Below are 24,261 nucleotides of genomic sequence, written 5' to 3'. Positions count from 1 at the left end.
GGTCATTTCGAGAAGAAGGTGATCCGCCAGCCGGCCCCGTAGTCGTGTTGGGCAGACCGGGTGTGGATGTGTCGCCGAGTGCCGTCGAAGGGCTGCTGGTCGGCGTAGAAGTATCCGTTCACGACTTCGTTCTCCAGGGAGCACCACACCCCTCCTTGGGTCAGGCTCTGCAGCAGCTGAAGTTCGTCGGCGCCGATCGTGAAATTGCCGATCCTCAGGGCGTTCACCACGGCGGTGTTCGCGTACACGTCGGAGAGAGCGTCGCTGTTGAGGTCGCCGGTCTTGAACATGAGCCCTTCGGTCCTGGCCTCGATGCGGTGCCAGAACCGGTTGCCGTGATGGAACCGCAGCGAGGGGTAGGTCGGTTCCGCGCTGGTCTCCTGGTACAGCTCCAGGTAGACCTTCTTGCCGCCGGCCGCGTTGGACTCCCTGCGCAGTTCCAGGTGGGAGGAGTCGGCACTGACCGTGAGCCTGGCGCCGGGCGTCGTGGTGCCGATGCCGACGTTGTTGCCGATCGGGTTGATGGCCAGCGGTTTCGCGCCGTGCGACTGCACCCAGCTGTAGTTCTGGTGGTAACCGAGCCGCAGGTGCGGCTGCGTGGTGGGACCGAGGACCAGGGTGCCTCCGTTCGCGTCCTGGTTGGCGCTGACGATGTGCAGCTTCGCCTGGGGGGCGACGGTGCCGACACCGACGTTGCTGGCGATCGGGTTGATGGCCAGCGGTTTCAAGCCGTGCGACTGCACCCAGCTGTAGTCCTGGTGGTAGCCGAGCCGCAGGTGCGGCTGCGTGGTGGGACCGAGGATGAGGGTGTTTCCGTTCGCGTCCTGGTTGGTGTGGACGATGTGCAGCTTCGCCTGGGGGGCGACGGTGCCGACACCGGTCGCCTGGGGGCCGAACATCAGCGGCGACTTCTCGGCGAGCAGGGTCACCGAGCCGTCCTGGTATCCCGGTATGTTCCGGTAGCCGATGACGACAGATGCCTGGCCGAGTGAATCCAGCGCGACCACGTTGGACAGGGTGACCACCAGCGTCCCGTTCGGCCCCAACGCCGTGTTCGCCGGAGGGGTCAGTGTCCACTGGACCCGCTGGCCGAGTTTCTCCGAGGTGATCGGCCAGTCGGCACTCACACCGTTCACCTTCAGACCGCCCAGCGACGCACCGGTTGTCGCGTCCGCTTTCGCCAGCGCCCACTCGTGGGTCTCGCCGGCCACCTGAAGGTCGTACGAGAGGGTGAACGAGGCACCGGCCAGGGAGAGCGCGGTGTCCCTCGACCGGTTGGTGATCCGGAAGTTCAGGGTGTTCTGCGTGACGCCGTCGCTGAGCACCCGGTTTCCGCCGACGAACCCGATCGCGAGCGGGATGTCACGGCGGCCCCGCCGGTTGACGATGTCGAGGAACGCGGTTCGCTGCCCGGTCAGTTCGCTCTGCTCGCCCGCGTACCGCATCCGCTGGTGCGTCAGCTCCACCCGGGTGCCACGGGTCCCGCGGCTCCCGTCCGCTGTCAGCCCTCGCAGCGACAGGTCGAAGGACGTGCCTCGTGCGATGACCATGGACTTGGACGCCCCCAGGTACAGCACCGTTCCGCCGGTCGCCGGGTCCGGGGCCCGCAGCAGCGTCCACCCGGAAGTGGCGACGGCCGGTTCGGGCGGGACCGTGATGGTTCCCTGGCGCAGCCGCAGCGCGACGTGGTGCTCGGTGGCCGACACGGGGCCCGTCAGGGTCCGGAGTTCGATGTCCTGGCGGGAGGTGTTGGTGAGCCGCAGGGTCATCGGCTGCCCCGCGGGGGCGTCGTCGATGAACAGCACCGGCTGCTGGTCCACGTCGAGCAGGGCGAAGTCCAGCGGATGCGCCCGTACGAACGCCGCCAGCGCCGCCTCGTCGTCGGCCATGTCCCGCTGGATCTCGGCCTGGCTGAGCGCGTTGTCGTAGATCCGTACGTGGGCCAGCAGCCCTGTGTACCGGCCCGTCCCGTCCGTGCCGACCAGCAACGGGCTCTGGGTGGCGGCCCGGTCGCCGGCGAACGCGTACTCGCTCGCCTTGACCCCGTCGACGTAGATACGGGCGGTGCGCCCGTCGTTGACGCATGCCACGTGGTGCCACGTGTCCGTCGGTACGGCCCCGGGCGCGGTGGCGTGACCGTCGCCGGCCTTCGCCGTGGTGTCGAACCGGTGCCTGAGTGTGCCGTCCGCGTCGAGTACGACGGCGAAGTCGCCCTTCGCCTTCGCCACGACGCCCACCCGTGTGGCCCTCTTGGCCGACGGGTTGACCCATGCCTCGACCGTGTACGAGCCGAGTCGCAGCAGTGGTGTCTCGGCGCCGGTGACCTGGACGGTGGTGCCGTCGAACGCCAGCACGCTGCCGAACCGGTCGTCGGGACGTGTCCCCGGTTGCCCGGAGACGGTACCGGCCAGATGGTTGTCGGAGCTGTCCGTGACCTGGTTGTTCGAGGTCAGGGCGTCCAGGTGCCAGTGCAGCACCAGGTTGGCCGTCATTCCGCGGTTCCGTCCTGGGCCTCGGCGGACTGCTCCGCCTGCTGGTGGATCTTGGTTATCAGTTCGTACACCTGCGCGTACGGCCGGGTGCCGAGCGCCTCCAGAAGGAGGTTCGTCTCGGCGAGCGTCAGCTCCAGGTTGATCATCGTGCTCCTTGTTCGGACTGCGGGTCGGACACTGGACGGAGGGTCAGCCAGCCTTCGCGCAGGGTCGCCCGGGCCGGGAACCGCGCGTCGGGGCGTGGCGGGTCGGCCTGTTCCACCGCGCCGGTCTGCCCCTGCTCCTGCCAGGACCAGGCGTAGCCGGGCTCGTCGGGCAGCGGTACGGCGATCCGGTCCGCGTCGGTGAGGACCGGCGCGGCACGGAAACTGACGGCCATGCCCTCCAGCGCGTCCCGGAACATCCCGGACGGGATCCGCAGCGAGTGGGTCGGCAGGATCCCCGCCGTCGCGTGCACGGTGCCCCGCGGGTCGATGAGCATGGTCAGGTACTGCGGAGGCGCGTCGAGCGCCTGGACCAGTGGGTCCTCGGGAGAGCGGACGTCGTGCCAGTGGGGGCCGAGTCGCTGCGCCGAGTCCTCCAGCCAGAAGCCGAGGACCCCGTCGTCGAGGAGCTGATGCTCGCCGATCCTGACCGGGAAGCGGACCGACGGGAAGTCGTTGGTCTCCCGGTGAGTGCGGCCCATGTCCTGCCGGAAGACATTCCAGTCCTGGTGGTTGGCAGGACGGCCCATCAGCTCCAGCGACACGCGCGCGCGGACCACCGCCAGCGGCCGGCCCATCAGCACGGCCCGGCCCCGGTGCTGGGCGTAGTCCTCCGGCTCGATGTACTGAAGGGTGGTGTCCAGATCCTCCAGGAACGTGCCCAGGACGGCCGGCCCGGTGTCGTGCAGACGTTGCGCCACCGCCCGCAGACGGGAGTTGGCGATGGCCTCGATCGGGCCGGAGGTGCCTCCGGGCAGTTCCCGCCACTGGGCGAACTTCGGCTGTGCGGCGTCCGGCAGGGCGTGCAGTTTGCCGAGTGCCGAACCGTCGGCGGCGTACACCGCGAGACCGGCGTCGAGGTGGTCGGGTATCAGCCAGCCGCAGATCGGGGAGGTGTCCGGCAGACCATTGGTCTGCCGGATGTCGTCCTCCGCGTCGAGCCACTCGAACGACAGCCGTGCGGGCTGGGCCAGCCGGGGCGGCATCGCCACCCAGTCCGGCTGCTCGGGCATCCGCAACTGTGTGGTGGTCCGGATCCCGCTGACATCGACCTCCCGGGCGGTGCCGAAGTTGTCCAGCATCCGCAGCCTCAGCACCCGCAGCGCACCGGCGCGGATCGGGTTGAAGCCGCTGAGCGGCTGAGGCGCGTGCCGGGTCTCCGCCCCCACCGCCTGCGCGAGGTCGGCGGCGAACCGCTGGTGGTCGGGGAAGCCGAGCGGGTCGGCCACGGGTAGCTGCCGGGTGAGCTTGCGCATCAGCAGGGCGTCGTTGAACCCGCTCAGGACCGCTGACAGATTGCTGTCCTCGTGCGCCGCGAGATGCCGGTATATACGGACCAGCAGGGCCAGCCGCCGGTCCGTGTCCTGGGAGTCGGACCAGTCGAGCACGGGGGCAGGGTCGGAAAGGAACGCCTCCCGGGTCACCTCCGGCTGCCCCGACGCGTTGTACAGCGGCAGCAGGGCGCCCTGGAGGTAGCGCAGCACCCGGGAGGACAGCAGGGGCCGGGCGCCCGGTGAGAGGATCGTCGTACCGGTGTAGACGTTGGCGCCCTTGTCCGGTATCTGCTGGATCGGCTGGAGTTCCACGTCACGGGGCGGCAGGACGTAGTTGCCGGTGACGAAGTCCTCGCTGTACCCGCGGTCACGCGGGTCGTTGTTGTTGCCGATCGTCGCGGGGAAGAACTCCACTTCCCATTCCAGCACCGTGGGATGCCAGGGCGCGCCGGTCCACTCGGTGACCGCGAAGTTGGGCACCGGCAGCTTCGCCACCGCGGCGACGGCAGCCACCCGTAGAGCCCGTACGGATTTCGGAACGCTCAGGTCCATGTGATCCCCGGCGACCGGGGCACAGTCCAGCAGTCCTTGCGGATGCAGCGCGCCGTCCTGGCCGTGGCGGTCGCCGGGGGTGGCCGCCTTCCCGGTCATCAGCACCACGGGATCGTTGGGAAGTCGGTACGCCGGGGCGGGGATCTCGTGCAGGACGAAGGTGCTGCGGGCGAGCCGGGCCTCTGCGTTGAACTCCTTCAACGAGTCCTCGACGGCCGCCCGCGCGTCCCTCAGCCGCTGAGCCAGGAGTTCGACCCTGCCGGAGTCCTCGGCGAGCAGCCTCATCGAACGCCGGATGAAGAACTGCGTCTCGTCCTGGTCCGGATAGGAGTCCCGCAGGGCGTCGTACGGGTAGGCGCAGAGCTGGTACTTGTACCAGTCCGCGAACAACTGCTCGCGTGCCGAGGTCAGTTGATGGCGCGCCCGGTCCACATCGGCCTGGGCGACGTTCAGCAGATTCAACCGGTCGCCCAACACGTGCGGCACGGTGAGCCGTTCACGTGCCTGCTTGTCCTCGGCGCTGATCTTGTCGGTGTCGTCCTGCCGCCGGAGTGTCCACAGGATGCCGGAGGGAACGTCGTGGAAGGTGGCGGAGTGCCGGGCCTCGCTCAGGCCGAAGCCGAGGTCCAGCGGCTTCGACTCCAGTTCGTCAGCGAAGGCCAGCGCCTCCAGGAGTTCTTCCACCTGGTCGGCAGGCACAGCGGGCAGGACGCTTCCGAGGTGCGCGGCCAGTGCCTCGGTGGCCGTGTTCCCGACGCACACGCCGGTCTCGTCGTCCGGATCGGACAGCAGTGGACTCGGCTCGATGCCGGTGGCCGCGAAGGTCAGCTGTGCGTAGCAGACCACCCGGCCCGGCGGCGGAGCCTCGGGGCCGACCGTGGACGCCGTCCAGCCGAACCGCAGCCGGGCAGCCTCCTGCCAGCTCTGCCCGCCCGGCGCCGCCGAGCCGTCGCTCAGCGCGGCGGCGGGATCCTGGCCGTGGTCGTCGAACCAGCCGAGCACCTCGTAGCGCAGCCCCTTCGGCGGAGCGCCCACGTAGTCCGGGTCGTGGAAGCCGAAGACGCTGTGGCAGTTGGCGTACTGCGCCGCGAAGGTCGGTTCCCCGTAGCCGACCGCGGTCAGCTCGGGGAGGTACCGCGAGCGGTCGGCGGAGCGGCTCCAGACGTCGAGCGGCAGTTTCCGGCCGAGCCGCCGGTACGGCCGACCCGCTCCGGGTACCGGGTAGCGGATCGCGGCGGGATTGTCGTCGGACAGGTAGTCGCTCTCGACGACCCACTCCTCCTCCACCCGCCCGTCCCTGCTCCGGGTCACCAGCCAGCGGTTCGGCACCACCGGAACGGCGGTGGTGCCGTCCGCGCGCTGGACCATCCGGGTCAGGCCGTCGGGCAGCGCCCAGTGGAGATGGATCCCGGCCCTGAGCCGGAAGTCGTCGTCCTGGAAGGGGGTCCGCGCCATGATCTCGCTGACGTACGGGAGATCCTCGTTCTGGTCCAGACCGGTGGTCGCGTCGCGGTAGGGGAGCCGGCTGAAGTCGTTGTCCGGTCCCCGCACGTCAAGATCGTCGGTCAGGCACAGCGCGTCCAGGTGGACCGGTACGACCAACGGTGAGCCGATGCTCACCGGTCTTCCGCCGTTGAGGTCGGACATGCGACGGCTATCCCTTGCAACACGGTTCTCCCAAAGTCCGGCTGCTGGTCGAACGGTGTCTCTCCCAGTTCAGCGAGCGCCACCGTATTCGGCAAGTACCGGTGTGGAGAGCGCAGTTGAGGGAAAGCGGCAGTACTGGCGACGGCGTGGTCGGGAGCTCTCCAAGCGACCTCGGGCCAACGCGTTCCTTCGCGATTGTGCGACCGCAACGACCGTAGGGACGGGGCTGTCCGGCCCGCCGGAGGCTGCTGTCGGTTCAGGAGCCTCCAGCGAGCCGCAGCTGCTCCTGCAGGGGGCTCACCACGTGAGATTCCCGTGAACGCCGACGTGATCGAGCGCGACGAGAGCCTTGGACAGGGTCTTGGGCGGGCTCATGGGCAGGGCCATCGTTCTGGCGCGGTGAAGTTCCCCCTTCGCACAACGAGGGCGGCCCGATCCCTGTCCCTCGGGCGGGCCGCCGCCTCCGGTCCGGCCGGCGTGGGCGATGGGACCGGCTCCGGCACCGGAAGGTTCTCCCACGGTTCTTCCGGTGGTCCGTCCCGTTGTCCTTCCTGGTGCCCCTGTCCGCACCCGTGCTCTTCGGTACGCGGTCAGGCAGTCGCCGCTCCTCATCGGGTACAGGTGTCCTCCGTGAACAGCCTCGGATCGAGGTCGACGGAGCCAGGCGCGGAAGGTGGGCCGTCAGCGTGCCCGGCGACCCCTCGGAGCAGGGGACCGACCGCTGGGCCGAGGGGAGTTGGTCCGCCGCCTCATGCGCGAACTGGGCCTGGCGCCCTGCGTGCCACGGCCGGGTACCGACCCGCCTGGTCGAAAGCGAGGCTGATCGGCAAACAGTGATCGCCGGTGAGTACCATCCGCTGAAGGGCGAGGCGTCGGAGCCTCGCCCGGATGCTTCGGGCAGGACTCGAAGGCGATCGTCCCGTGCGGCGGGGCGGTGGGGGGCGGGGAGTTGGCGACGTTCGGTGAGATGCTGTTGGACTTTCGCCGGGCCGCGGGGTTGACACAGGAGGAGCTGGCCGAGGCCGCCGGAATGGCGGCCCGGTCCATCCGGGATCTGGAACGCGGCCGACGGGCGCGCCCGCAGCGCCGCACGGCGCAGTTACTGGTGTCTGCGCTGGGGCTGGGTGACGCCGACGCCGCCGCGCTGCTCGCGGCGGGCCGCCCCGGCCGGCAGCCGATTCCTCCTGCCGCCGACGGCACGGCGCCGGCCGGCCTGCTCGGTCGTCAGGGCCAGCTGGCGGACCTGGAGCGCGCGGCGGACGAGGCACGGGCGGGCCGGGGCGGCGTGGTGCTGGTACGGGCGGGCGCGGGGATGGGGAAGACCGCGCTGCTGGACACGTGGGCGGGCGTCCAGCAGTCGCGGGAGATCCTGGTGCTGTCCGCGAGCGGGGCGGAGCTGGAGCAGGGCTTCGCCTTCGGGCTGCTGCGTCAGCTGGTCGAGCCTTTGCTGGCCCGAGCCGAGGACGAGAAGCGGGCGCGGTTGTTGTCGGGTCCGGCCCAGTTGGCGTCGCACGCGCTGCGTGTGGAGGGGACCGGCGAGTTGTCGCCCGAGGCGTCCGAGGGCCTTCTGCACAGTCTGTACTGGCTGATGGTGCATGTCGCCGACGAGGGGCCCGTCGCCCTGGTGGTCGATGACGTGCACTGGGCGGATGTCCCGTCGGTGCGCTGGCTCGAGTACCTGGCGCGACGGCTGCGGGGTCTGCCCCTGCTGCTGGTGCTGGCGGGGCGGCCGGACAACGGGGCCGGGGTCGAGCCGATGCTGGAGCGGATCGCCGGACTGCCGTACTGCCGTACGGTCGGCCTGCCCGGGTTGGACATCGACAGTGTGACCCACCTGGTGCGGGCGAGCCTGGGGCCCGGCGAACCACGGTTCGTCGCCGCGTGTGCCTCGGCCACCGAGAGCAACCCGCTGCTGCTGCACGAGTTGCTGCGGACCCTGGCCGACAACCAGGTCGGGGCCACCGACGATCAGGCCCATCTGGTGGAGGAGTTCCGGGGCCGGATCCTGGCCAGAACCGTGGTCATGCGGCTGGCCGACGAGCCGGAGCCGGTTCTCCGCCTGGCGCGGGCCCTGGTGGTGCTGGGGGACGAGGCCCCCTGGAAGGTCACGGCCGAGCTGGCGGAGCTGGGCGAGTCGACGGCACGGGAGCTCGGCGGCAGGCTGCGCCAGATCGGTGTGCTGGCGCCGGGTGATCCGGTGCGGTTCGGGCATGCGCTGGTCCGCACCGCTGTCGCCGAAGGCGTCCTGGGGCCGGTGGAACTGGCCGCCGGTCACGCGCGGGCAGCCGAACTGCTACGAAGCGACGGCGCGGCCGACGATCTGGTGGCGGCCCATCTGCTGCTGGCCGAACCGGGCGGTGAGAGCTGGTGGGTGGACGTGCTGCGGGAGGCGGCGCGGGCCACTCGTGGCCGAGGGGCTCCGGAGGTCACCTCCGCCTATCTGCGCCGGGCTCTGCGCGAGCCGGTGTCCGCCGAAGAGCGTGGCCCCTTGCTGCTGGAGTTGGGCAAGGACGAGATACAGATCGATGTCGGCGCGGCCAGGCACCACCTGACGCAGGCCTCGAAGGCGTTGGCCGACCCGTATGCGCTGGCCGAGGCGGCCTCTCTGCTGGCCAGCGCGCTGTTCCTCAGCCATGAGCACGAGCGCGCCGTCGACGTCCTCGCCCGTGCGGTGGACGATCTGGGGCAGACCGACGACGGCATCGGCCTCGCTCGTGAGGTGTCGTGGTTCCTTCAGGCACAGATGCTGTTGATCGGTTACGACCAGCTGTCCACGCTCCCCGCCGCACGCCGGCACGCGCGACAGCTGTGGGACCACAAGCTGGCCGGTGACACCCCTGGCGAGTGCATGGTCCTGGCCGCGCTGTCCGCCCCGGCCACCACAGGGGAGGCCAATGCCCAGGTGGCCAACGACCTCCTGGACCGGGCCCTGCGAGGCGGCCTGGTCACCGCGGACACGTCCCACATGCTGGTGACCCTCGCCGGGCTGGCGTTCGTGGCCACCGACCGGCTCGACGACGCGGTCGCGCGATTCGACCGCGTCGGCGAAACGGGCGGCCGATGGGGCTCGTTCCTGATGGTCTCGTCCGCGATGACCTGGCAGTTACTCGTCCAGGCCCGCCGTGGTCGGCAGCTCCCGCTCACCGCTGACTTCGGACACCCCGCCACCACGGCCGACCAGGGCCTGGAGCCTCGGGTCAGGCTGTCGATGACAACCCAGGTGGGCGAGTCGCTGATCGAGCGGTGCGACCTGGCCTCGGCGACGGAAGTGCTCACCGCGGACGCCGACTTCGACCGGGTGGGCTGGACCTGGCAGGGCCCGGCGCTCCTCGCCCGCAGTCGCCTGCACGCGGCGCGGGGCAACCCGGCCGCCGCCCTCGCCATCCTGCATGAGTACGGCGCGGAGGAGAACCGGGCCCGAGTCATGCACGCCGGGGCGCCATGGCGGTCGCGGGCGGCCTTGTTGCACCTCTCCCTCGGACAGCGGACGGACGCGCTCCAACTGGCCACCGAGGAACTGGAGCTGGCCCACCAGTGGGGCACCGAGCGAGCCATCGGATTGGCCTCACGCTGTCTGGGCGTCATCCACGGCGGGCCCAAAGGGCTGGCCCTCCTGCGCGAGGCCGTGGCCGTGCTGAAGCGGTCCCCCGCCCGACTGGAACTGGCCCGCGCCCACTACGGGCTGGGCACCGCCCTCCTGCGCGGCCGCGAGGTCGACGAGGCCCGCCAGGCCCTCACCCAGGCGCTCCACCTCGCGGACACCTGCGGCAGCGTCCTGCTGGCCGGCAAGGTACGCGGAGCGCTCGCCACGGCAGGAGTACGCCCGAAACCGGCGCCACCGGCGGCCCCGAGCCTCTCCCCCACCGAACACCGGCTGGTCGACCTGCTCCGCGCGGGTCACAGTGACCGTCAGATCGCCCAGTCCCTGCTCCTGACCCCGCACGACGTGACCGGACTGATCGAGCAGGCAGCCCGCAGACTGGGGGTGACCAGCAGGGCGGAGCTGGCCTCCCCGGCCTAGTGTGATGCGCCGGAAATTGCAGGCGCAGGCGCGTCATGGAAGGTCATCTGCGGGGTGCGAAGGCTCACCCGATGCTGGGTGGTACTAGGGCCTGTCCGGCCGATCAAGTCGCAGGAAAGCAGCGGCTCCTGTCTGATCCCGGTGAGCGGGGTGTGGTGCGTGCAGCTGCCAGGCGGAGGAGGGCGTCGACGCGGAGAGTCGGCAACCGACGACAACGCGGCTGGGGGTCCCCCCTCTGGGGGAGTGCGTGCCACACCCCGCGTCTGCGACATGATCGGCCGGACAGGTCCTAGTCGGTGCCGACCGCACGCAACGTGGCGAGGACCAGTGCCCGCGTGACGGTGACAATCTCGCTGACCCGGACCTGTTCCTGCGGGCCGTGTGCGAGGCGTACGTCGCCGGGGCCGTACTGCAGCGTGGGGATGCCCGCCCCTGCGTACAACCGCAGGTCGCTGCCGTAGGGAGCGCCTCGCTCCGGCGGTCGTGGGCCACCGGTGACGTCGGCGTGCGCGTCGCCGACCAGGGCTGCCAGCGGGTGCCCGACGGGCAGCCGTCCGCTGGCGAACTGGCCTCCGGGCCACGTCACCGTGGCGGGGTGGGAGCGCAGCCACGGATCGGCCGCGCAGGCTTCGGCCACGCACGACTCCAGTTCGGTGCGTGCCTGGGCCGGATCCTCGCCCAGTCGGACGCCCAGTCTTCCTTCGGCCACCAGCAGGTCGGGCACGCTGCTGGCCCAGTCGCCGGAGTGGACGGTGCCGACAGACAGGGGGTAGGGGACGGGGTATTCGGACATGAGCGGGTCGGCGCCGGTGTTGCGGCGGGCTTCGAGACGGGCGAGCGCGAGGTGGATGGGCAGGTAGGCGTCGACGGCGCTCACTCCCACGTATCTGGTGCTGCCGTGGGTGGCGCGGCCGGGTACCTCGATGCGGAAGGTCAGGGCGCCGGCGTTCGCGGTCATGAGCGCGCCGCTGGTCGGTTCCGTGATGATGCAGGCGTCACCGGTGTGGCCGCGTTGCAGGGTGCCGAACGCTCCGAGTCCGCCGTCCTCCTCGCTGACCACGAAGTGCGCGGACACTTGGCCGCGCAGCCTTGCGCCCGCCTCCCGTATCGCGGCCAGGGCGGCGAGTATCGCCACCACACCCCCCTTCATGTCGCACGCTCCTCGTGCGTGCACCACGTCCCCGGTGGCCCGGGGGCGGAAGGGGTCGCCCTCCCACTGCGCCAGGTCCCCGGAAGGGACGACGTCGACATGTCCCTGGAGGACGAGGGTCGGCCCGTCGCCCTGGGGCCGTGTGCCGCCCACCAGGCCCCACGACTCCGTGCGCGGGGCCTCGCTGCCGGGAAAGCGGGGATGGGCGCGTAGCTCGGGCAGGTTCATGGACCACAGGTCGACATCGAGGTCCATCCGCTCCAGATGCCGGGCCAGGACGTGCTGAAGCTCGGACTCCGCGGCGCTCCCCGTCACGCTCGGAACAAGGAGAAGTTCCATCAGCAACCGGCCGATGGCCGCCTCGTCCACCGCGGCCACTGCCGAGGCTTCCACATCGGTCAGGCTCGCTGTCATCTCAACACTGCTTCCGGCACGTGACATCAGGACAAGCCGGAGACTATGTTCGGGCAAACAGCGCAAGCAATCGCCATTTGCTGCTGCCTACTGTCGATTTATTGCAATCTCAGCGGCCTCATGGCTGATGCTTGCGCCGGGCCTCAGGTTCTGACGTCTGGAGTGGGTCATGGACGCCATCGATGAAGCGATCATCCGCCACGTGCTGCACAACGCACGTGCCACGTACGCCCAGATCGGCAAGGCGGCGGGGCTGTCCGCGCCCGCCGCCAAGCGACGTCTCAACCGTTTGGAGGCCACGGGCGCGATCCGCGGTTACAGCGCTCTCATCGACCCTCAGGCGTTGGCCTGGCACACCGAGGCTTTCGTCGAGGTCTTCTGCACCGGCAATCCCACCCCCGCCGAACTGCGCCAAGCCCTGGAGGCCATCCCCGAGGTCGTCGAAGCCTGTACCGTCTCCGGCGCGGCCGACGCGGTCCTCCATATGCTCGCCAGAGACATCCACCACCTGGAACAGGCCATCCAACGCGTGCGCGCCACAGCTCCCATCGAACGGACCGAGAGCGCCATCGTGCTCTCCCGGCTGTTGAACCGGCCTCGCGTGTGACGGGTCAGTGAACTGTGGCGATCCGGTACGCCCGTACGACGGTCTGGGTGACGGTGTTGCCTGCCCTGTCCGCTGCGCTGATCCGCAGTGAGGCATAACCGGTGCGACTCTGGTGGTGGAGCAGAGCGCTGCCGGAGGTGCCTCGGCGGGTGACGGGGACCGTCTTCCATGTGCGGCCGTCGTCGTAGGAGACCTGGAGGGAAAGCCGGGTCACCGCCGACCGTTCCGCACCCGTGGGGCGCTGCACAGTGAGCGGGACGCGGAAGGGACGGCCGGCCGGGGCGGTGCTCTTGAGGTCGACGGCTCCGCCGGTGCGTACGGTCAGCAGCGGCAGCGCCGAGGTCGTCGAGCCGCGGGGTCGTGCCGAGGTGAAGCCCCAGGTCAGCGTGGAGCGAGTGCCGAGCGCCGTCCAGTCGACCGTGCGCGTGGTGCGGGTGGTCAGGGTGTAGCGGCGCTTGGCGGCGCTGGGGACGGTGAAGCCGATGTTCGAGAGGTCGCCCGTCCGGCCGACGACCCGTCCACCGGAGGACAGCACGACCTCGCCGTCCACCGCGAAGTCGGAGGAGCCGTCGAGGCGCTGCCCGGTGCCGGTGGCGGCGTACGGCGCCAGGTCCAGGGACAGGTAGTCGCCCTCGCGGGTGGAGCTGTAGACGGCCGGGCCGACGGGGGCCCGGTTCCAGTCGACGGTGTACGTGCGTCCGGCCTGGTAGCGACGGACCGCGGTCGTCTCGTCATGGTCCGGGAGAGAGCCGTCGGGCCTGTTCTCCGTCGTCCCGAAGAGGTCGAGGTAGTGCGTCCAGGTGAGTCCGGGGGCGACCGAGTAGTACTCGGTCATTCGGCTCGGCAGTGCGGTGGGCAGCGTCGGGATGAACGGCATCAACTCCGTCTCGTTGGTCGGCTGATCGGAGCGCACGGCTGCTACCCGCCTGCCGCCCTGGGAGGCGTAACCGGCACGCACGGTGGCCAGTTGCCGGTCGTGGACGACGGGGTTGGTGTCGGCGGGGATGCCGCCGTTGTGTGTCTGCCGCAGGGAGTAGCGGTAAGCGCCGCCCGAGTCCTTGCCCGTGAGGGTGGTGGAGGCGGCGTAGCGGACGGCGGGGGCCTGTGCGGTGGGTGTGGCGTACAGCGTGGCCTTGCCGCCGACGACGGCGGTGAGTGAGTAGCTGTCGATTGACTGCCCGCCGGGCAGCGCGAGGGTCGCCGAGGTGGAGATCGCTGTGGCGCCGCGGTGGTCGACGCGGGCCGAGACCTTGCCGGCCTTGCGGCCGTCGAGAGTCACGGTGCGATCCCGGTCGGTGCGGATGCCGGTGGCGGCGAGCAGGGTCCGGGTGCCGGTCCGGGTGCCCGAAGCGTCGAACTCGGCCAGGCTGTCGTCGATGCCGAGGACGGTGTAGTCGTCCTTCGGCAGGCGCAGCCGGAACGTGCCGTCACTCCCCAGCCGGATGTCCTGCTGGATGCCGGTGTGGGGGCCGACGACTGTCAGCGGTGCGCCCGCGGCCGGCTTGCCCGCACGGTTGAGGCCCGTGACGGTCAGTGTGTGGCGTTCCGGTTCGGCGAACAGGCCGACCGCGGTACGCACCGTCGTGTCTGTGGCGGTGGCGAGGACCGCGCCGCCGTAGCGGCCGACCTGGGCCTTGGTGGTACGGCCGCTGACGTTCGCGGTGGCGGTGCCGTGCGCGGGGACGGTCACGCTGGTGGCGTCCACGGAGAACATGCCGACCGGGGCCCGCCTACCGCCAGGGCCGTACGTGTCCAGGGCGAGCTTGAGCGTGACCGCCTGGTCGCCGTCGTTGCGGTACGTGATCTGCCGAGTGGCGGTGGTGTCGGCGTGCGGCCAGGCGAACAGGCCCAGGTTGGCGGCGCCGGAGGTGACGTAGACCTGCTGCTTCAGGGCGCGCACGATGTCGAGGCGGCCGGAGCCCTGCTGGAAGGCGGTCAGGTTCTTCAGGCCGTGCGCGGAGGAGGTCAGGGCCCGCTTGAAGTCCGCGGCCTTCCAGGTGGGGTGGGCCTGGGCCAGCAGGGCCACGGCACCGGTGACGTGCGGGGTGGCCATGGAGGTGCCGGACGCCTGCTCGTAGCGCGGGTTGGGCACGGGCGTGTCCATGTTGGTGCCGTCGGCGCGGGCGCCGATGATGTCCTCGCCGGGTGCCACCAGGTCGGGCTTGACGGCGTCGTCGCCGAGGCGGGGGCCCTGGCTGGAGAAGTCGCTGAGGGTGTCGCGCTTGGTGGTGCTGCCGACGGTGAGCGCGGCGTCCGCGCTGCCGGGGCTCTCCACGGTGCCGTCCACGCCGTTGCCCGTCGGCGCGCCCTCGTTGCCGGCGGCCACCACGAACAGGGTGCCGGTCTGTGCGGTGATCCGGTTCAGGGCGGTGGCCACCGGGTCGGTTCCGTCGGTGACGGTGTCGCCGAGGCTCAGGTTGACGGCGACCGCGTGCTGGGCCGCGGCCCACTCCATGCCGGCGATGATCGCGCTGTCGGGGCAGCCGCCGTTGTCGTCGCAGACCTTGCCGATGAGCAGTCTGGCACCCGGCGCGACGCCCGCGTACTTGCCTCGGGACGCCGCGCCCGTGCCGGCGATGGTCGAGGCGGTGTGGGTGCCGTGCCCGAATCCGTCCTTGAGGCTGGTGCCGGTGAAGACCTTCGAGGCGGCGATGCGGCCCCGGAAGTCGGGGTGGTTGGCGTCGATGCCGGTGTCCAGATCGGCGATCAGCACGTTCTTGCCGGTGATGCCGGACTTCCAGGTGGCGGGGGCGCCGATGATCTTGTTGCTCTCGTCGTCCAGGACCTTCGCCTTGCCGTCCAGCCAGAGCTTGCTGACACGGCTGGACAACGGTCCCTCGAGCAGTGACTGCCACAGACCACTGGTGCTCTTCTTGGGCTGGGCGAGAGTGCCGCCGTTAAGAGCGCGCAGGGTGCGGCCCAGGTCGGCTCCGTGTGCGGTGAGGGCGGACCGGGCTGACCGCTGGCCGGCCCGTTCCATGACGATCAACGGCAGTGAGCGCGAGCGCGCGTCGTCCCGACCGATGCGGATCAGCTCCGTGACGTCGAACAGCCGCGCGTCCAACTTCCCGGTCGACAGGAGGCGCTCGGCGTCATTGGGGAACACGCTGATGTGCTGTGTCCCGGCTCGGAGGGAGCGTACGAGGCGGAAGCCCATGTCCTCCCGGCCCTTGCCGGGCAGCACGGACACGGCGGGGGCCTTGGCGCCGAGCTGGGGGCGCAGAACGACCCGGTCGCCGGTGATGAGGGTGACGGTTCTGGCTGTCCCCGTGTGCTGCCCCACCGACGCCGCATCGGGGGCGACGGCCTGCGCGACCGGTCCCGGCACGGCGACCAGGACGGTCACCACACCTGCGAGGGCGGGGAGCGTCCCCCACCTGACTGATTTGGGCAGCAATGCGTACTCCTTCGGTGTCCGGCTCCACGCCGGAATCTGATGGTTCGACAACTGGGTGGTCGACAAGCGGACTCAGGCCGCTGGGTCAGGCGGTGCTCAGAGGCTGGCGCGCAGGTGGCTGACCGTGACGAAGTGGTAGCCGCGGGCGGTGAGGATGCGCAGGATCTGCGGGACCGCGGCGACGGAGGTGGGGTGGATGTCGTGCATCAGGACGACGCTGTTGCGCTGCGCCTTGTCGATGACGGTCTGGGCGACCTTGGCGGCGTCGGGATACCTCCAGTCCTCGGTGTCCACGTCCCAGAGCACCGGGGAGAGGCTGGTGGCCGACCGGACCGTGGAGTTGAGGGCGCCGTAGGGCGGGCGGAAGAGGGTGGGCTCCTTGCCGGTGGCGGCCTTGATGGCGGCGCTGGTGCGGTTGAGCTGGGAGGCGATCTGCTCGGGGGTGAGCTTGGTGAGGTCGGGGTGGTTCCAGGAGTGGTTGCCGACCTCGTGTCCGGCGCGGGCCTCGGCGCGTACCAGGTCGGGGTGGGCGGCGACGTTCTGGCCGACGGTGAAGAAGGTGGCGCGCGCCTTGTACTGGGCCAGATGGTTCAGCAGGGTCGCGGTCTCGGGTGCCGCAGGTCCGTCGTCGAAGGTGAGCGCGATGCAGGTGACCTGCTCGCAGTCGGTGTCGTCGTCCCCGGAGGCGGTGTGGGTGGGGACGACCGGGCTGGGAGTGTTCCTCGCGCCCAGGTCGAGGGAACGGCTGGGGGTCATGGTCTGCCGCTGGGCGCGCTTGCCGAACGCGGACAGCCAGGGGGTGACCGTCTCCTCGGAGAGGGTCACCGGGAAGGTCCCGGCGGGCGGCGGGCCCACCTCGCCGCTGTCGAAGCTCACCTGCAGTCCGCCGTCAGCGGTGAAGGCCATGTTGTCCAGAGCCGTGACGCGGGAAACAGGGTCGGAGAGCGTGGCGTCGAAGGTGGTCGTGTCGAAGCCTTCGCGCCCCTTGAGCCCGTCCTTCAAGGCGGAGATGAAGGAGTCACGGGAGTCGTCGGCGATGAGTTCGAGAGCAGGGCCGTAGTCGCCCGCGTCACCGTCGTACCAGTACGTCTTGGTCGACAGCCCGGACCCGGCGCCGCTGCCGTCCTGTGTGGTGAGCCGGACGCCGAGTACATCGCCGGAAGCCACCAGGAACCTGTGGCTGACGTTGAGCTCGCCGACCGAGCCGTTGCCGCACGCCCCCTCGCGGAATGTGGCCAGGCGCTGATCCACCTCCTCCTTCATCGCGGCCGTCATCGCCTCCGCGCCGGGCACGTCCGGGTAGCTCGTGGCGAAGGGACAGGAACGCTCCTCGCTGCTGTTGCTGACGATCCGCAGACCCTTGATCTTCGACGGGTCGACGCTGTGGACGGGTGAGGGGGATTCGGCGGCGGCACGCGGAGGGCCGGCGGATGCCGGCTCCGAGGAATCGGGGGAACAGGCCGTGGTGATCGAGAGAGTGCCGAGCAGCAGAAGCGAGGGCAGCAGGGTGTGAGTGCGCATGGGTGACCAGAACCTGAGGGAGGGGAGGGCGGACGCCGTCGGCGGGCGCCGCGGTCGTTCTGGTCACGAGCGTCCAGGTCAGAGGCGTTTTTCAGCGACCCTCGACGCCACTCTGAAAAATCCGGTCCCTGGTGAACGACCGCGTCAGCCGCTGCTGGAGCAGACACTCTCGTACGGCGCGTCGGGAACGTAGGTCCGCCATTGCGCCGCGGTCAGCCCGCCACCGGCGCGCGCGCAGACGGTGTCCGCGACCTGGTCCGGGGCGACACGGAAACGCAGGAGCGGCACGTGGGGGCTGCTGACGTAGACCGTGCCGCCGTCCTCGGCGAAGGCAAGGGAGTCGATCTCGTCGCCGGGCGTGGGCAGGTCCGTCCCGAGAGGCTGATGCCCCTCGGTGTCCCACAGCCTCAGCGTCCCGCTCGCGCCGCCCACGGCGAGTGTGCCGCCGTCGGAGGAGAAGGCGAGTGCCCCCACTGCCTCCGGTTCGCCCTGGGTGACCGTGTCGGAGGTGCCGGTCAGCGCGCCGGTGCGGTCGCGGATCGCGCCGTCCCACAGGGTGACGTGCCCGGTGGAATCGCCCACGGCGAGCTGGGTGCCGTCGGGGCTGAAAGCGAGCGCGGTGACCTGGCGGCCGTCGGCGAGCGCGCGTCCACTGACCCTGCCGGCCCCTGGATCGACGTACTGATCGTCGGAGCTCACGAGCAGACCCCCGTCCGGTCGCCCGGCCAGTGCCTCCCCGGAGAAGCCACGCACGATCCCTGATCGCCGGTGGTCGCGGGTGTTCCAGACCTCCGTCGTGGAGGTGCCGTCGGCGGAGCGGACGGCCAGCAGGGTGCGGCCGCCGGGTCCCAGGGCGAGGGCCGTGGCAGGGCGGTCGGCCGCGCCGGAGGTGTCGAAGGCCGTACGGATCCGGTGTGTCCGTACGTCCCACACGGTGAAGCGCAGCCGCGATGAGCCGTGGGAGGACGCGGTGTCGGCGAGGGCCAGGGCGCGGCCGTCCGGGCTGAAGGCCGGCAGGGGAACGTCCTCGTCGGAGGTGCTCGGCAGCGGGCCGAGCATCGCGCGCGCGAGGACCGTGCCCGTGCGCGTGGCTCGCAGCTCGAAGCGGTAGTCGGCGCCGGACCGGGTGACGGTGGCCAGGGTGGCGCCGTCCGGGCTGAGCACGCTCGCGTCGGTCGGTGTGCTGTGCCACCGAGGGGTGAGACGGGCGGTCAGGTCAAGGGTGTGAACCGTGGCACCGTCGAGGTAGCGCAGGAGGTCGGGCTTTCCCCGGTCCCACGTCAGCCAGGCGGCCTCGTCCTTGGACATCGGCCGGTCGAAGACCTGGGTCCCGCCGGTGGCCAGTCGCCAGACGGCGAGTTCGTGGTCGTCCGCCGTGGCCACGAACTCGCCGTCGGCGGAGAGGGCCGCCTGCGTGAAGCCGGTGCTCCCGGCACTGGCGAAGTCGGCGAGCGTGCGTCCGCTGCGGACGTCCCAGACAAGGGCCCGCGTGCCGTAGACGGCTGCCAGCCGCCTGCCGTCCGCGCTGAACCGCAGCAGGCGGGAGCCGCCGTCCGCACCGGAGCCGGTTCCGCAGACGGTCCCGTCCGCCTTCTCCCAGGCTCCCGGCAGCCGTTTGCGGCCGGCGGTGTCCCACAGCTGAAGTGGCCCGTCGGCGGGACAGAGGGCGAGCAGACGTCCGCCGGGGCCGACCGCCTCCGAGGAGAGCGTGCGCGCGAGGCCGGTGGTGAACAGGACCTGGCCGTCGTCCGTCCGGTGCAGGGCGGCTGCGCCCGGGCCGTCCGGTGGTCCGGTGAGGTAGGTCTTCCCGTCCGGCGAGCTGTCCCGCAATGACGCATCGCCCAGCTCGGCCTCGGATCTGCCCGCCGGAAGGTTCCACAGCCTGCCTCCCCCGTCCGGCCCGATGACGTCGAGGAACCGGGAGTCGGGCCCGACATCGCCCACCTCCGTACCGCTCGGCAGGCGGTAGGTCGCGGTGACCTTGTGGTCGGTCACATTCCGGGCGGTCACCGTGGTGCCCTCCACGCTCAGCAGCGTCCGGCCGCTGTCGGCAAGGAAGCGTCGGACGTCCCTTCCGGCCAGCGGGTCGGTGAAAGCGTCGCGTTCCGGCTGTGTCAGCGACCCCAGGAGCGCCGAGCGGGACTCGGTGAGCGGGGCCATCCTCCATGCCGCCACCCCGAGCAGGGCGGCGGTGCGCGGATCGGTGGAGCGCAGACCGCCGGCCACGGTGGCCAGGCGGCGAGCGGTGGCCTTGGCGGATTCCTCCCGGCTCACCTCGTTGCGCTGCCAGGCGACCAGGCCGGCGGTCAGCGCCAGGACGAGGAACACGGACAAGGCGATGGTCAGAGAACGCGTTCGACGTGCGGTGCGTGTCTCGGCCTCCCGCTCGGCGTCCTGAGCGGCGAGGGAGGCCGCGAGGAAGTCCCTTTCCAGCGGGGTGACGTCGTCGTTCGACTGGCTGGCGAACAGTTCCGCGGCCCGAGCCAGCCTCGTGCCCCGGTACAAGGCTCCGGGATCACGCGCCAACTCCTCCCAGCCGCGAGCCGCCTCACCGAGTCGGCGCTGTGCGCGCAGCCTTTCCCGGCTCTCCTCGATCCAACCGGCCAGACGCGGCCAGCCGGTGATCAGCGCCTCGTGCGACAGCTCCACCGTGTCGCCGTCCAAGGTGACCAGACGGGCGGCGACGAGACGCTCCAGCACGCCTTGCGCACCGCTGCCGAGCTCGGCGCGCGACGCCGGGCGGCGGGTGTCGGCGGTGCCGTCGCCAGGAGCGATCAGCCTCAGCAGGATGCGCCGGGCGATACGACTCTGCTCCGCCGGCACCTGGCTGTACACCTCTTCGGCGGTGGCGGCGATCGCGCCCCGTACTCCGCCCGCCTCCTCGTACGCCGCCAGGGTCAGCAGGCGGCCACGCCGACGGCGCCAGGTCTCCAGCAAGGCATGGGAGAGCATGGGCAACGCGCCCGGCTGGTCCACGACCTCGTCGATGATCCGGGCAGTGAGGATGCGCTCCACGTTCAGTCCGGCGGCGGCGGCCGGGCCGGTGATAGCCTCGCGCAGCTCGTCCCGGCTCATCGGCCCGACCAGCAGGTTGGCCCGGCTGACGGCGGAGGCCAGCTCACGGTGTGCGGAGCAGTGGCCGTAGAAGTCGCCGCGGACCGCGACCACCACCCGCAGTCCGCTCTCCGGCCGCCGGGCCGCGAGCAGCAGGTCGAGGAACCGATCGCGCTCCGCCCGGTCGTGGCACAGCGTGAACAGTTCCTCGAACTGGTCGACGATCACCCAGGTCTCCTGGCCACCGCCGCGCGGCACCAGCGCCTCCGCGTGCGTGCGCGCGGGCAGTTCCCCCGGGGCGAGCACGCGGATCACCGCGGGCCGCTCCGCACCCGCCGCCTGCCGCAACCGCGGAATCAGTCCCGCTCGCAGCAGGGACGACTTGCCGCTGCCGGACGGCCCGAACACGGCGGCGAACCGGTGCTCGCGCACCAACTCCACCAGTTCGGCAACGAGAGTCCCCCGGCCGAAGAACAGCTCGCTGTCGTGCGGCTCAAACCGCGCCAGCCCCCGGTACGGCGGCTTCTCGTCCGGTACGGAGGTGCGGACCTCGGCGTCCGCCTCCCGCCAGTGGCGCTCCCATTCGTCCGGGTCCGCGTCCAGCGCTTCGGCGTACGCCCGCACCACCGCCAGGGAGGGCAGCTGATCGCCGGCTGCGGCCTGGGACATCGCGGTGATGGAGTAGCCCGCCCGTGCGGCCATCTCCCGGTACGGGGGCTTTCCCGCCTTCTCCCGGAGAAGCCGCAGTTCGTGCGCGAGGCGCTGCACGGCACCGGCGTCGGGATCGACCGGCTTCTCACGTCGTCCCACCGGGAGCACCTTTCACACACGTCAGGCGTTCAAGCTACTTTTTTCACCCGACCCCTCGCAAACCTGTCCGATCTGTGACGCTGCCCACGGGACGCTCGTGTGCTCGGGGACGACTGGACCGGGGCTCCAGGTCCATGCGGCATGCAGACAGTGACCGGCGTCAGGTTGAGGCAACCGGCAGGGGAAGAGCTGCCTCGACGGTCCAGCCTCCCTCTGGGCGAACCCCCATGGTGGCCTGGCCGCCGCACAGTGCCGCGCGTTCGCGCATCCCGATGATGCCGTGGCCGGGCAGCGCGTCCGGTACCGCGTGCCGGCCTTCGTCATCGACACGGAGGTGCACACCGTCAGGCCGGTAGCCGACCGTCACGGTCGCGCAGGGCGGCCGGGCATGGCGGCTGACGTTGGCGAGTGCCTCCTGAAGGATGCGGTAGGCCGTCAGGTCCAGCATGCTCGGCAGCGGCACCGGGGTTCCGTTGATGACGATCTTCACCTCGGCACCGGCCCGGCGCGCACTGTCAGCCAGTTCCTCGACGTTCTCCAGCGAGGGTGGGGCCGCGGTGTCCGCGCCGCCCCGATCGCTGCGCAGAGTGCCCAGCATGCTGCGCAGTTCGCCGAGCGCCCTGTCGATCTCCTCTCCGATCTCGTCGAGAACATCGCTCTCGGATGTCGCGGGCAGCCTTCGGACGTGCCCGGCGGCGGTGATCCGCATGGCCACCGCACTCAGCCTGTTGGCAACGACATCGTGCAACTCCCGTGCGAGACGCAGCCGTTCGTTGTGTGCTGCGGTGCGTGCGTCCAGTTCGCGCAGCCGCTCAGCCTGCGCCGCCTGTGTGGTGGCCAGTTGGATCCGGCCTCGTACGGTGTCGGCGACAGCGCAGAGAACGAGCGGGACGAAAGTGAAGGTCATGGCGTCGTAGAGGGCCATCACGGGTGGTGTGTTGTTCTCGTCCATCATCTGGATGTGCTGCTGAGCGTCCAGTGCGACAGAGACACCGAGCAGGGCGATGGCGCTGTGCCGCATACGGGGGGTGCCCTCGGCGATCTGGCTGAACACCACCACCCACACCGCGGCCTGGGCCATGGTGGGCACCAGCCCGCTGTCGGGAAGGCAAACGACTCCGACCCATGCGACCAGGTAGCCCGACCCGGCGGCGACCAGTGCCGCCACCGGGCGCGCACGGCGCCACATCACGGACATGACCAAGGAGGCCCCGGCGACGATGCTGGCCGCGGGCGCGTACATCGTCACGCCGAACCAGTAGAGGTCGCCCAGGTCCAGCCCGGCTGCCACGGCGACCAAGGCGATGACCGTCGCACGGTGCGAGCGGGGTGCGTCGGGCGAACTGCTCAACGTGCCGGGCATGAGTACTCCGTTACGGCGCCCGTCGGGGCGTTGTTGTCTGGGCCGCGGCCCGAGTATCCCATTGATCACCGACCAGAAGAGGGGTGTTCTGGTGGCTGAGACACCGACGACCAAGCGCAGTCCGGCTTTGTCCGACAGAACATGCATCCCGGGATTCGATCTGCCTCTGCCCATGCCTCTCGGACCTCGATGTTGACCCCCTTTTCGGTCCGAGCGTGGGCCGAGTCCAGGACTCTTCGAGAGAACGCGATCAGATCTTTTTCCTCACGCCTCCGCAGAAGCGCTGTATGCAGCTGCTGCCACATGCCGGCCTTGGTCCACATCAGAAAGCGGCGATGGGCAGTTGACTTGGACACCCCGAAGCACGGTGGGAGGGACCGCCAGGCGCAGCCACTGACCAACACGTAAAGGATGGCCGCGAACAGCGTTTCATCGCAGGTATTCGCCGTGCCGCCGCCCTGCTTGCGCGCTTGGTGTTCCGGGATCAAAGGCTTCGCCGTCTCCCACAGTCCGTGAGGCACGATCCAGCTCCATGCGGCATCAGAGGGGGATGTTCTCTTGTTCTTCCTGAAGTCCTTCGAAGCTACGGTGGATTCCGGAAAAACAGCCACCTTGAGCTGACGACCGACCAACAGGCCATTGTTCAAGTCGGCCATGGCGAGCCGATTTTCTTTCGCAGAGGTGCGCACGTTTCGTCCAGCTCCATTCAGGGTCGAAGGGGCTAGGCAAAACTATGGGTTGAGCGGGGTCCAAACGGTGCGCTGGCTGGAGGACTGCACCAAGTGCTGGGACGGTTGAGGGGGCAGCCCCGCCAAAAGGAGGGGAACGAGCGCCTTGACGACCAGCGCAGCCCGAGACGGGCATCGGCGGGTCGCTGCCGATCCGGTGATCAGGCGCGAAGCCTTGCGGAACTGGGTCCGGGCAGCCGGCGTGAGTCGGCAGGTGTGCACTCGGCTCGCGACGCCCACACTGAGGCAGAACAGTGAGGTGGCCGCTCGGGCTGGTGCCCGGGCGGCCACGTCGATGTCGGACTGTCTTCCAACGGCTATCGGTTCACGGTGCAGGTGGCGAGAGCGTCGACATGCTGCTTCGCGGCGTTGCCGCCGATGGCCTGGACGATGCGGTTGATGGTTGCGACGCGCTTGTCCTTCAGCGGGCCGAGGACGGCATTGTCAACGAAGTTGGCCCCGCCCTGACCAGCCGAATCGGCGAGGCGGTTGTTGGCGTCCTCGATCTGGGTGTTCAGGAGGCCAAGGTTGCGATTTACCTTGGCTTGCGCGTCGGCGGGGACGGCAGAGAGGCGGGACGCGATGTCCGGACAGTTGACTGTGTTCGCGGCGCCTGCACCGGCGCCTGCTTCATTGCCCGCTCCGATGTTGCCGGCGTTGCCCGCCTGGTCGTTACCGCCGACGTTGTTTCCGCAGTCGCCACCCGTGTTGTTCGCCCCGTTGTTGCCCTGACCGTCGTCGGCCTGACCGTTGTCGGCCTGGCCATTTCCCGCCTGACCCTCGCCCCCCTGGCCGTTGTTGCCCTGCCCGTTGTCGGCCTGGCCGTCGCCCGCCTGACCGTAGTTGCCCTGCCCGCCGTCGGCCTGACCGTTACCCGCCTGACCGTTGCCGCCCTGACCATTACCGGCCTGGCCGTCGTTGCCCTGGCCGTTGTCGGCCTGGCCGTCGCCCGCCTGACCGTAGTTGCCCTGCCCGCCGTCGGCCTGACCGTTACCCGCCTGACCGTTGCCGCCCTGACCATTACCGTC

10 protein-coding genes and 2 pseudogenes are annotated in these 24,261 nt (G+C 70.4%); 2 read left to right on the top strand and 10 right to left on the bottom strand.

Annotated features, from left to right (window positions below):
• Positions 1 to 2: 2 nt before the first annotated feature.
• The 3 genes from PV396_RS08005 to PV396_RS07995 are packed head-to-tail and all read right to left on the bottom strand — an operon-like array spanning position 3 to position 6,168.
• On the bottom strand, positions 3 to 2,492 hold the full coding sequence (locus tag PV396_RS08005) for a LamG domain-containing protein (RefSeq protein ID WP_319201832.1): 2,490 nt from the start codon (positions 2,490 to 2,492) through the stop codon (positions 3 to 5).
• The gene (locus tag PV396_RS08000; RefSeq protein ID WP_319201830.1) at positions 2,489 to 2,638 is read right to left on the bottom strand and encodes a hypothetical protein; all 150 of its coding nucleotides are present in this window, start codon (positions 2,636 to 2,638) and stop codon (positions 2,489 to 2,491) included. The genes PV396_RS08005 and PV396_RS08000 overlap by 4 nt, the downstream gene beginning before the upstream one ends.
• Entirely contained in the window at positions 2,635 to 6,168 is a 3,534-nt protein-coding gene (locus PV396_RS07995) for a hypothetical protein (protein WP_319201828.1), read from the bottom strand. The genes PV396_RS08000 and PV396_RS07995 overlap by 4 nt, the downstream gene beginning before the upstream one ends.
• Before the next feature lie 967 nt (positions 6,169 to 7,135).
• On the opposite strand from PV396_RS07995, the gene PV396_RS07990 reads away from it, so the two are divergent.
• Positions 7,136 to 10,189 (top strand): ATP-binding protein, encoded by a 3,054-nt coding sequence (locus tag PV396_RS07990; protein WP_319201826.1) that lies wholly within the window; start codon positions 7,136 to 7,138, stop codon positions 10,187 to 10,189.
• 289 nt (positions 10,190 to 10,478) lie between these two features.
• Here PV396_RS07990 and PV396_RS07985 read toward each other — a convergent pair whose 3' ends face one another.
• Positions 10,479 to 11,753 carry an ArgE/DapE family deacylase gene (locus PV396_RS07985; RefSeq protein WP_319201824.1) on the bottom strand — a complete coding sequence of 425 codons (1,275 nt, stop codon included), beginning with the start codon at positions 11,751 to 11,753 and terminating at the stop codon, positions 10,479 to 10,481.
• Positions 11,754 to 11,922: 169 nt separating this feature from the next.
• Between PV396_RS07985 and PV396_RS07980 the strand changes: the two genes are divergently transcribed.
• Positions 11,923 to 12,360 carry an Lrp/AsnC family transcriptional regulator gene (locus tag PV396_RS07980; protein ID WP_319201822.1) on the top strand — a complete coding sequence of 146 codons (438 nt, stop codon included), beginning with the start codon at positions 11,923 to 11,925 and terminating at the stop codon, positions 12,358 to 12,360.
• A 4-nt stretch (positions 12,361 to 12,364) separates the two neighbouring features.
• On the opposite strand, the gene PV396_RS07975 is transcribed toward PV396_RS07980, so the two are convergent.
• The 6 genes and pseudogenes from PV396_RS07975 to PV396_RS07950 form a co-directional block, all read right to left on the bottom strand.
• Positions 12,365 to 15,757, bottom strand: a complete 3,393-nt coding sequence (locus PV396_RS07975) for a S8 family serine peptidase (protein ID WP_319201820.1) — start codon at positions 15,755 to 15,757, stop codon at positions 12,365 to 12,367.
• Between the two features lie 96 nt (positions 15,758 to 15,853).
• Positions 15,854 to 17,278 carry a polysaccharide deacetylase family protein gene (locus PV396_RS07970; protein ID WP_319201818.1) on the bottom strand — a complete coding sequence of 475 codons (1,425 nt, stop codon included), beginning with the start codon at positions 17,276 to 17,278 and terminating at the stop codon, positions 15,854 to 15,856.
• Positions 17,279 to 17,422: 144 nt separating this feature from the next.
• On the bottom strand, positions 17,423 to 21,142 hold the full coding sequence (locus tag PV396_RS07965) for a hypothetical protein (protein WP_319201816.1): 3,720 nt from the start codon (positions 21,140 to 21,142) through the stop codon (positions 17,423 to 17,425).
• 160 nt (positions 21,143 to 21,302) lie between these two features.
• Positions 21,303 to 22,505, bottom strand: coding sequence for a sensor histidine kinase (locus tag PV396_RS07960; protein ID WP_319202310.1), 1,203 nt, complete (start codon positions 22,503 to 22,505; stop codon positions 21,303 to 21,305).
• A gap of 84 nt (positions 22,506 to 22,589) precedes the next feature.
• Positions 22,590 to 23,029, bottom strand: a pseudogene (locus PV396_RS07955) (transposase); the annotation flags it as partial.
• 521 nt (positions 23,030 to 23,550) lie between these two features.
• Positions 23,551 to 24,261, bottom strand: a pseudogene (locus tag PV396_RS07950) (hypothetical protein); the annotation flags it as partial.

Origin of the sequence: Streptomyces sp. ME02-8801-2C, assembly GCF_033793965.1 — a bacterium.
Taxonomy (GTDB): Bacteria; Actinomycetota; Actinomycetes; order Streptomycetales; family Streptomycetaceae; genus Streptomyces.
This window is presented reverse-complemented; position numbering and strand designations above follow the sequence as displayed.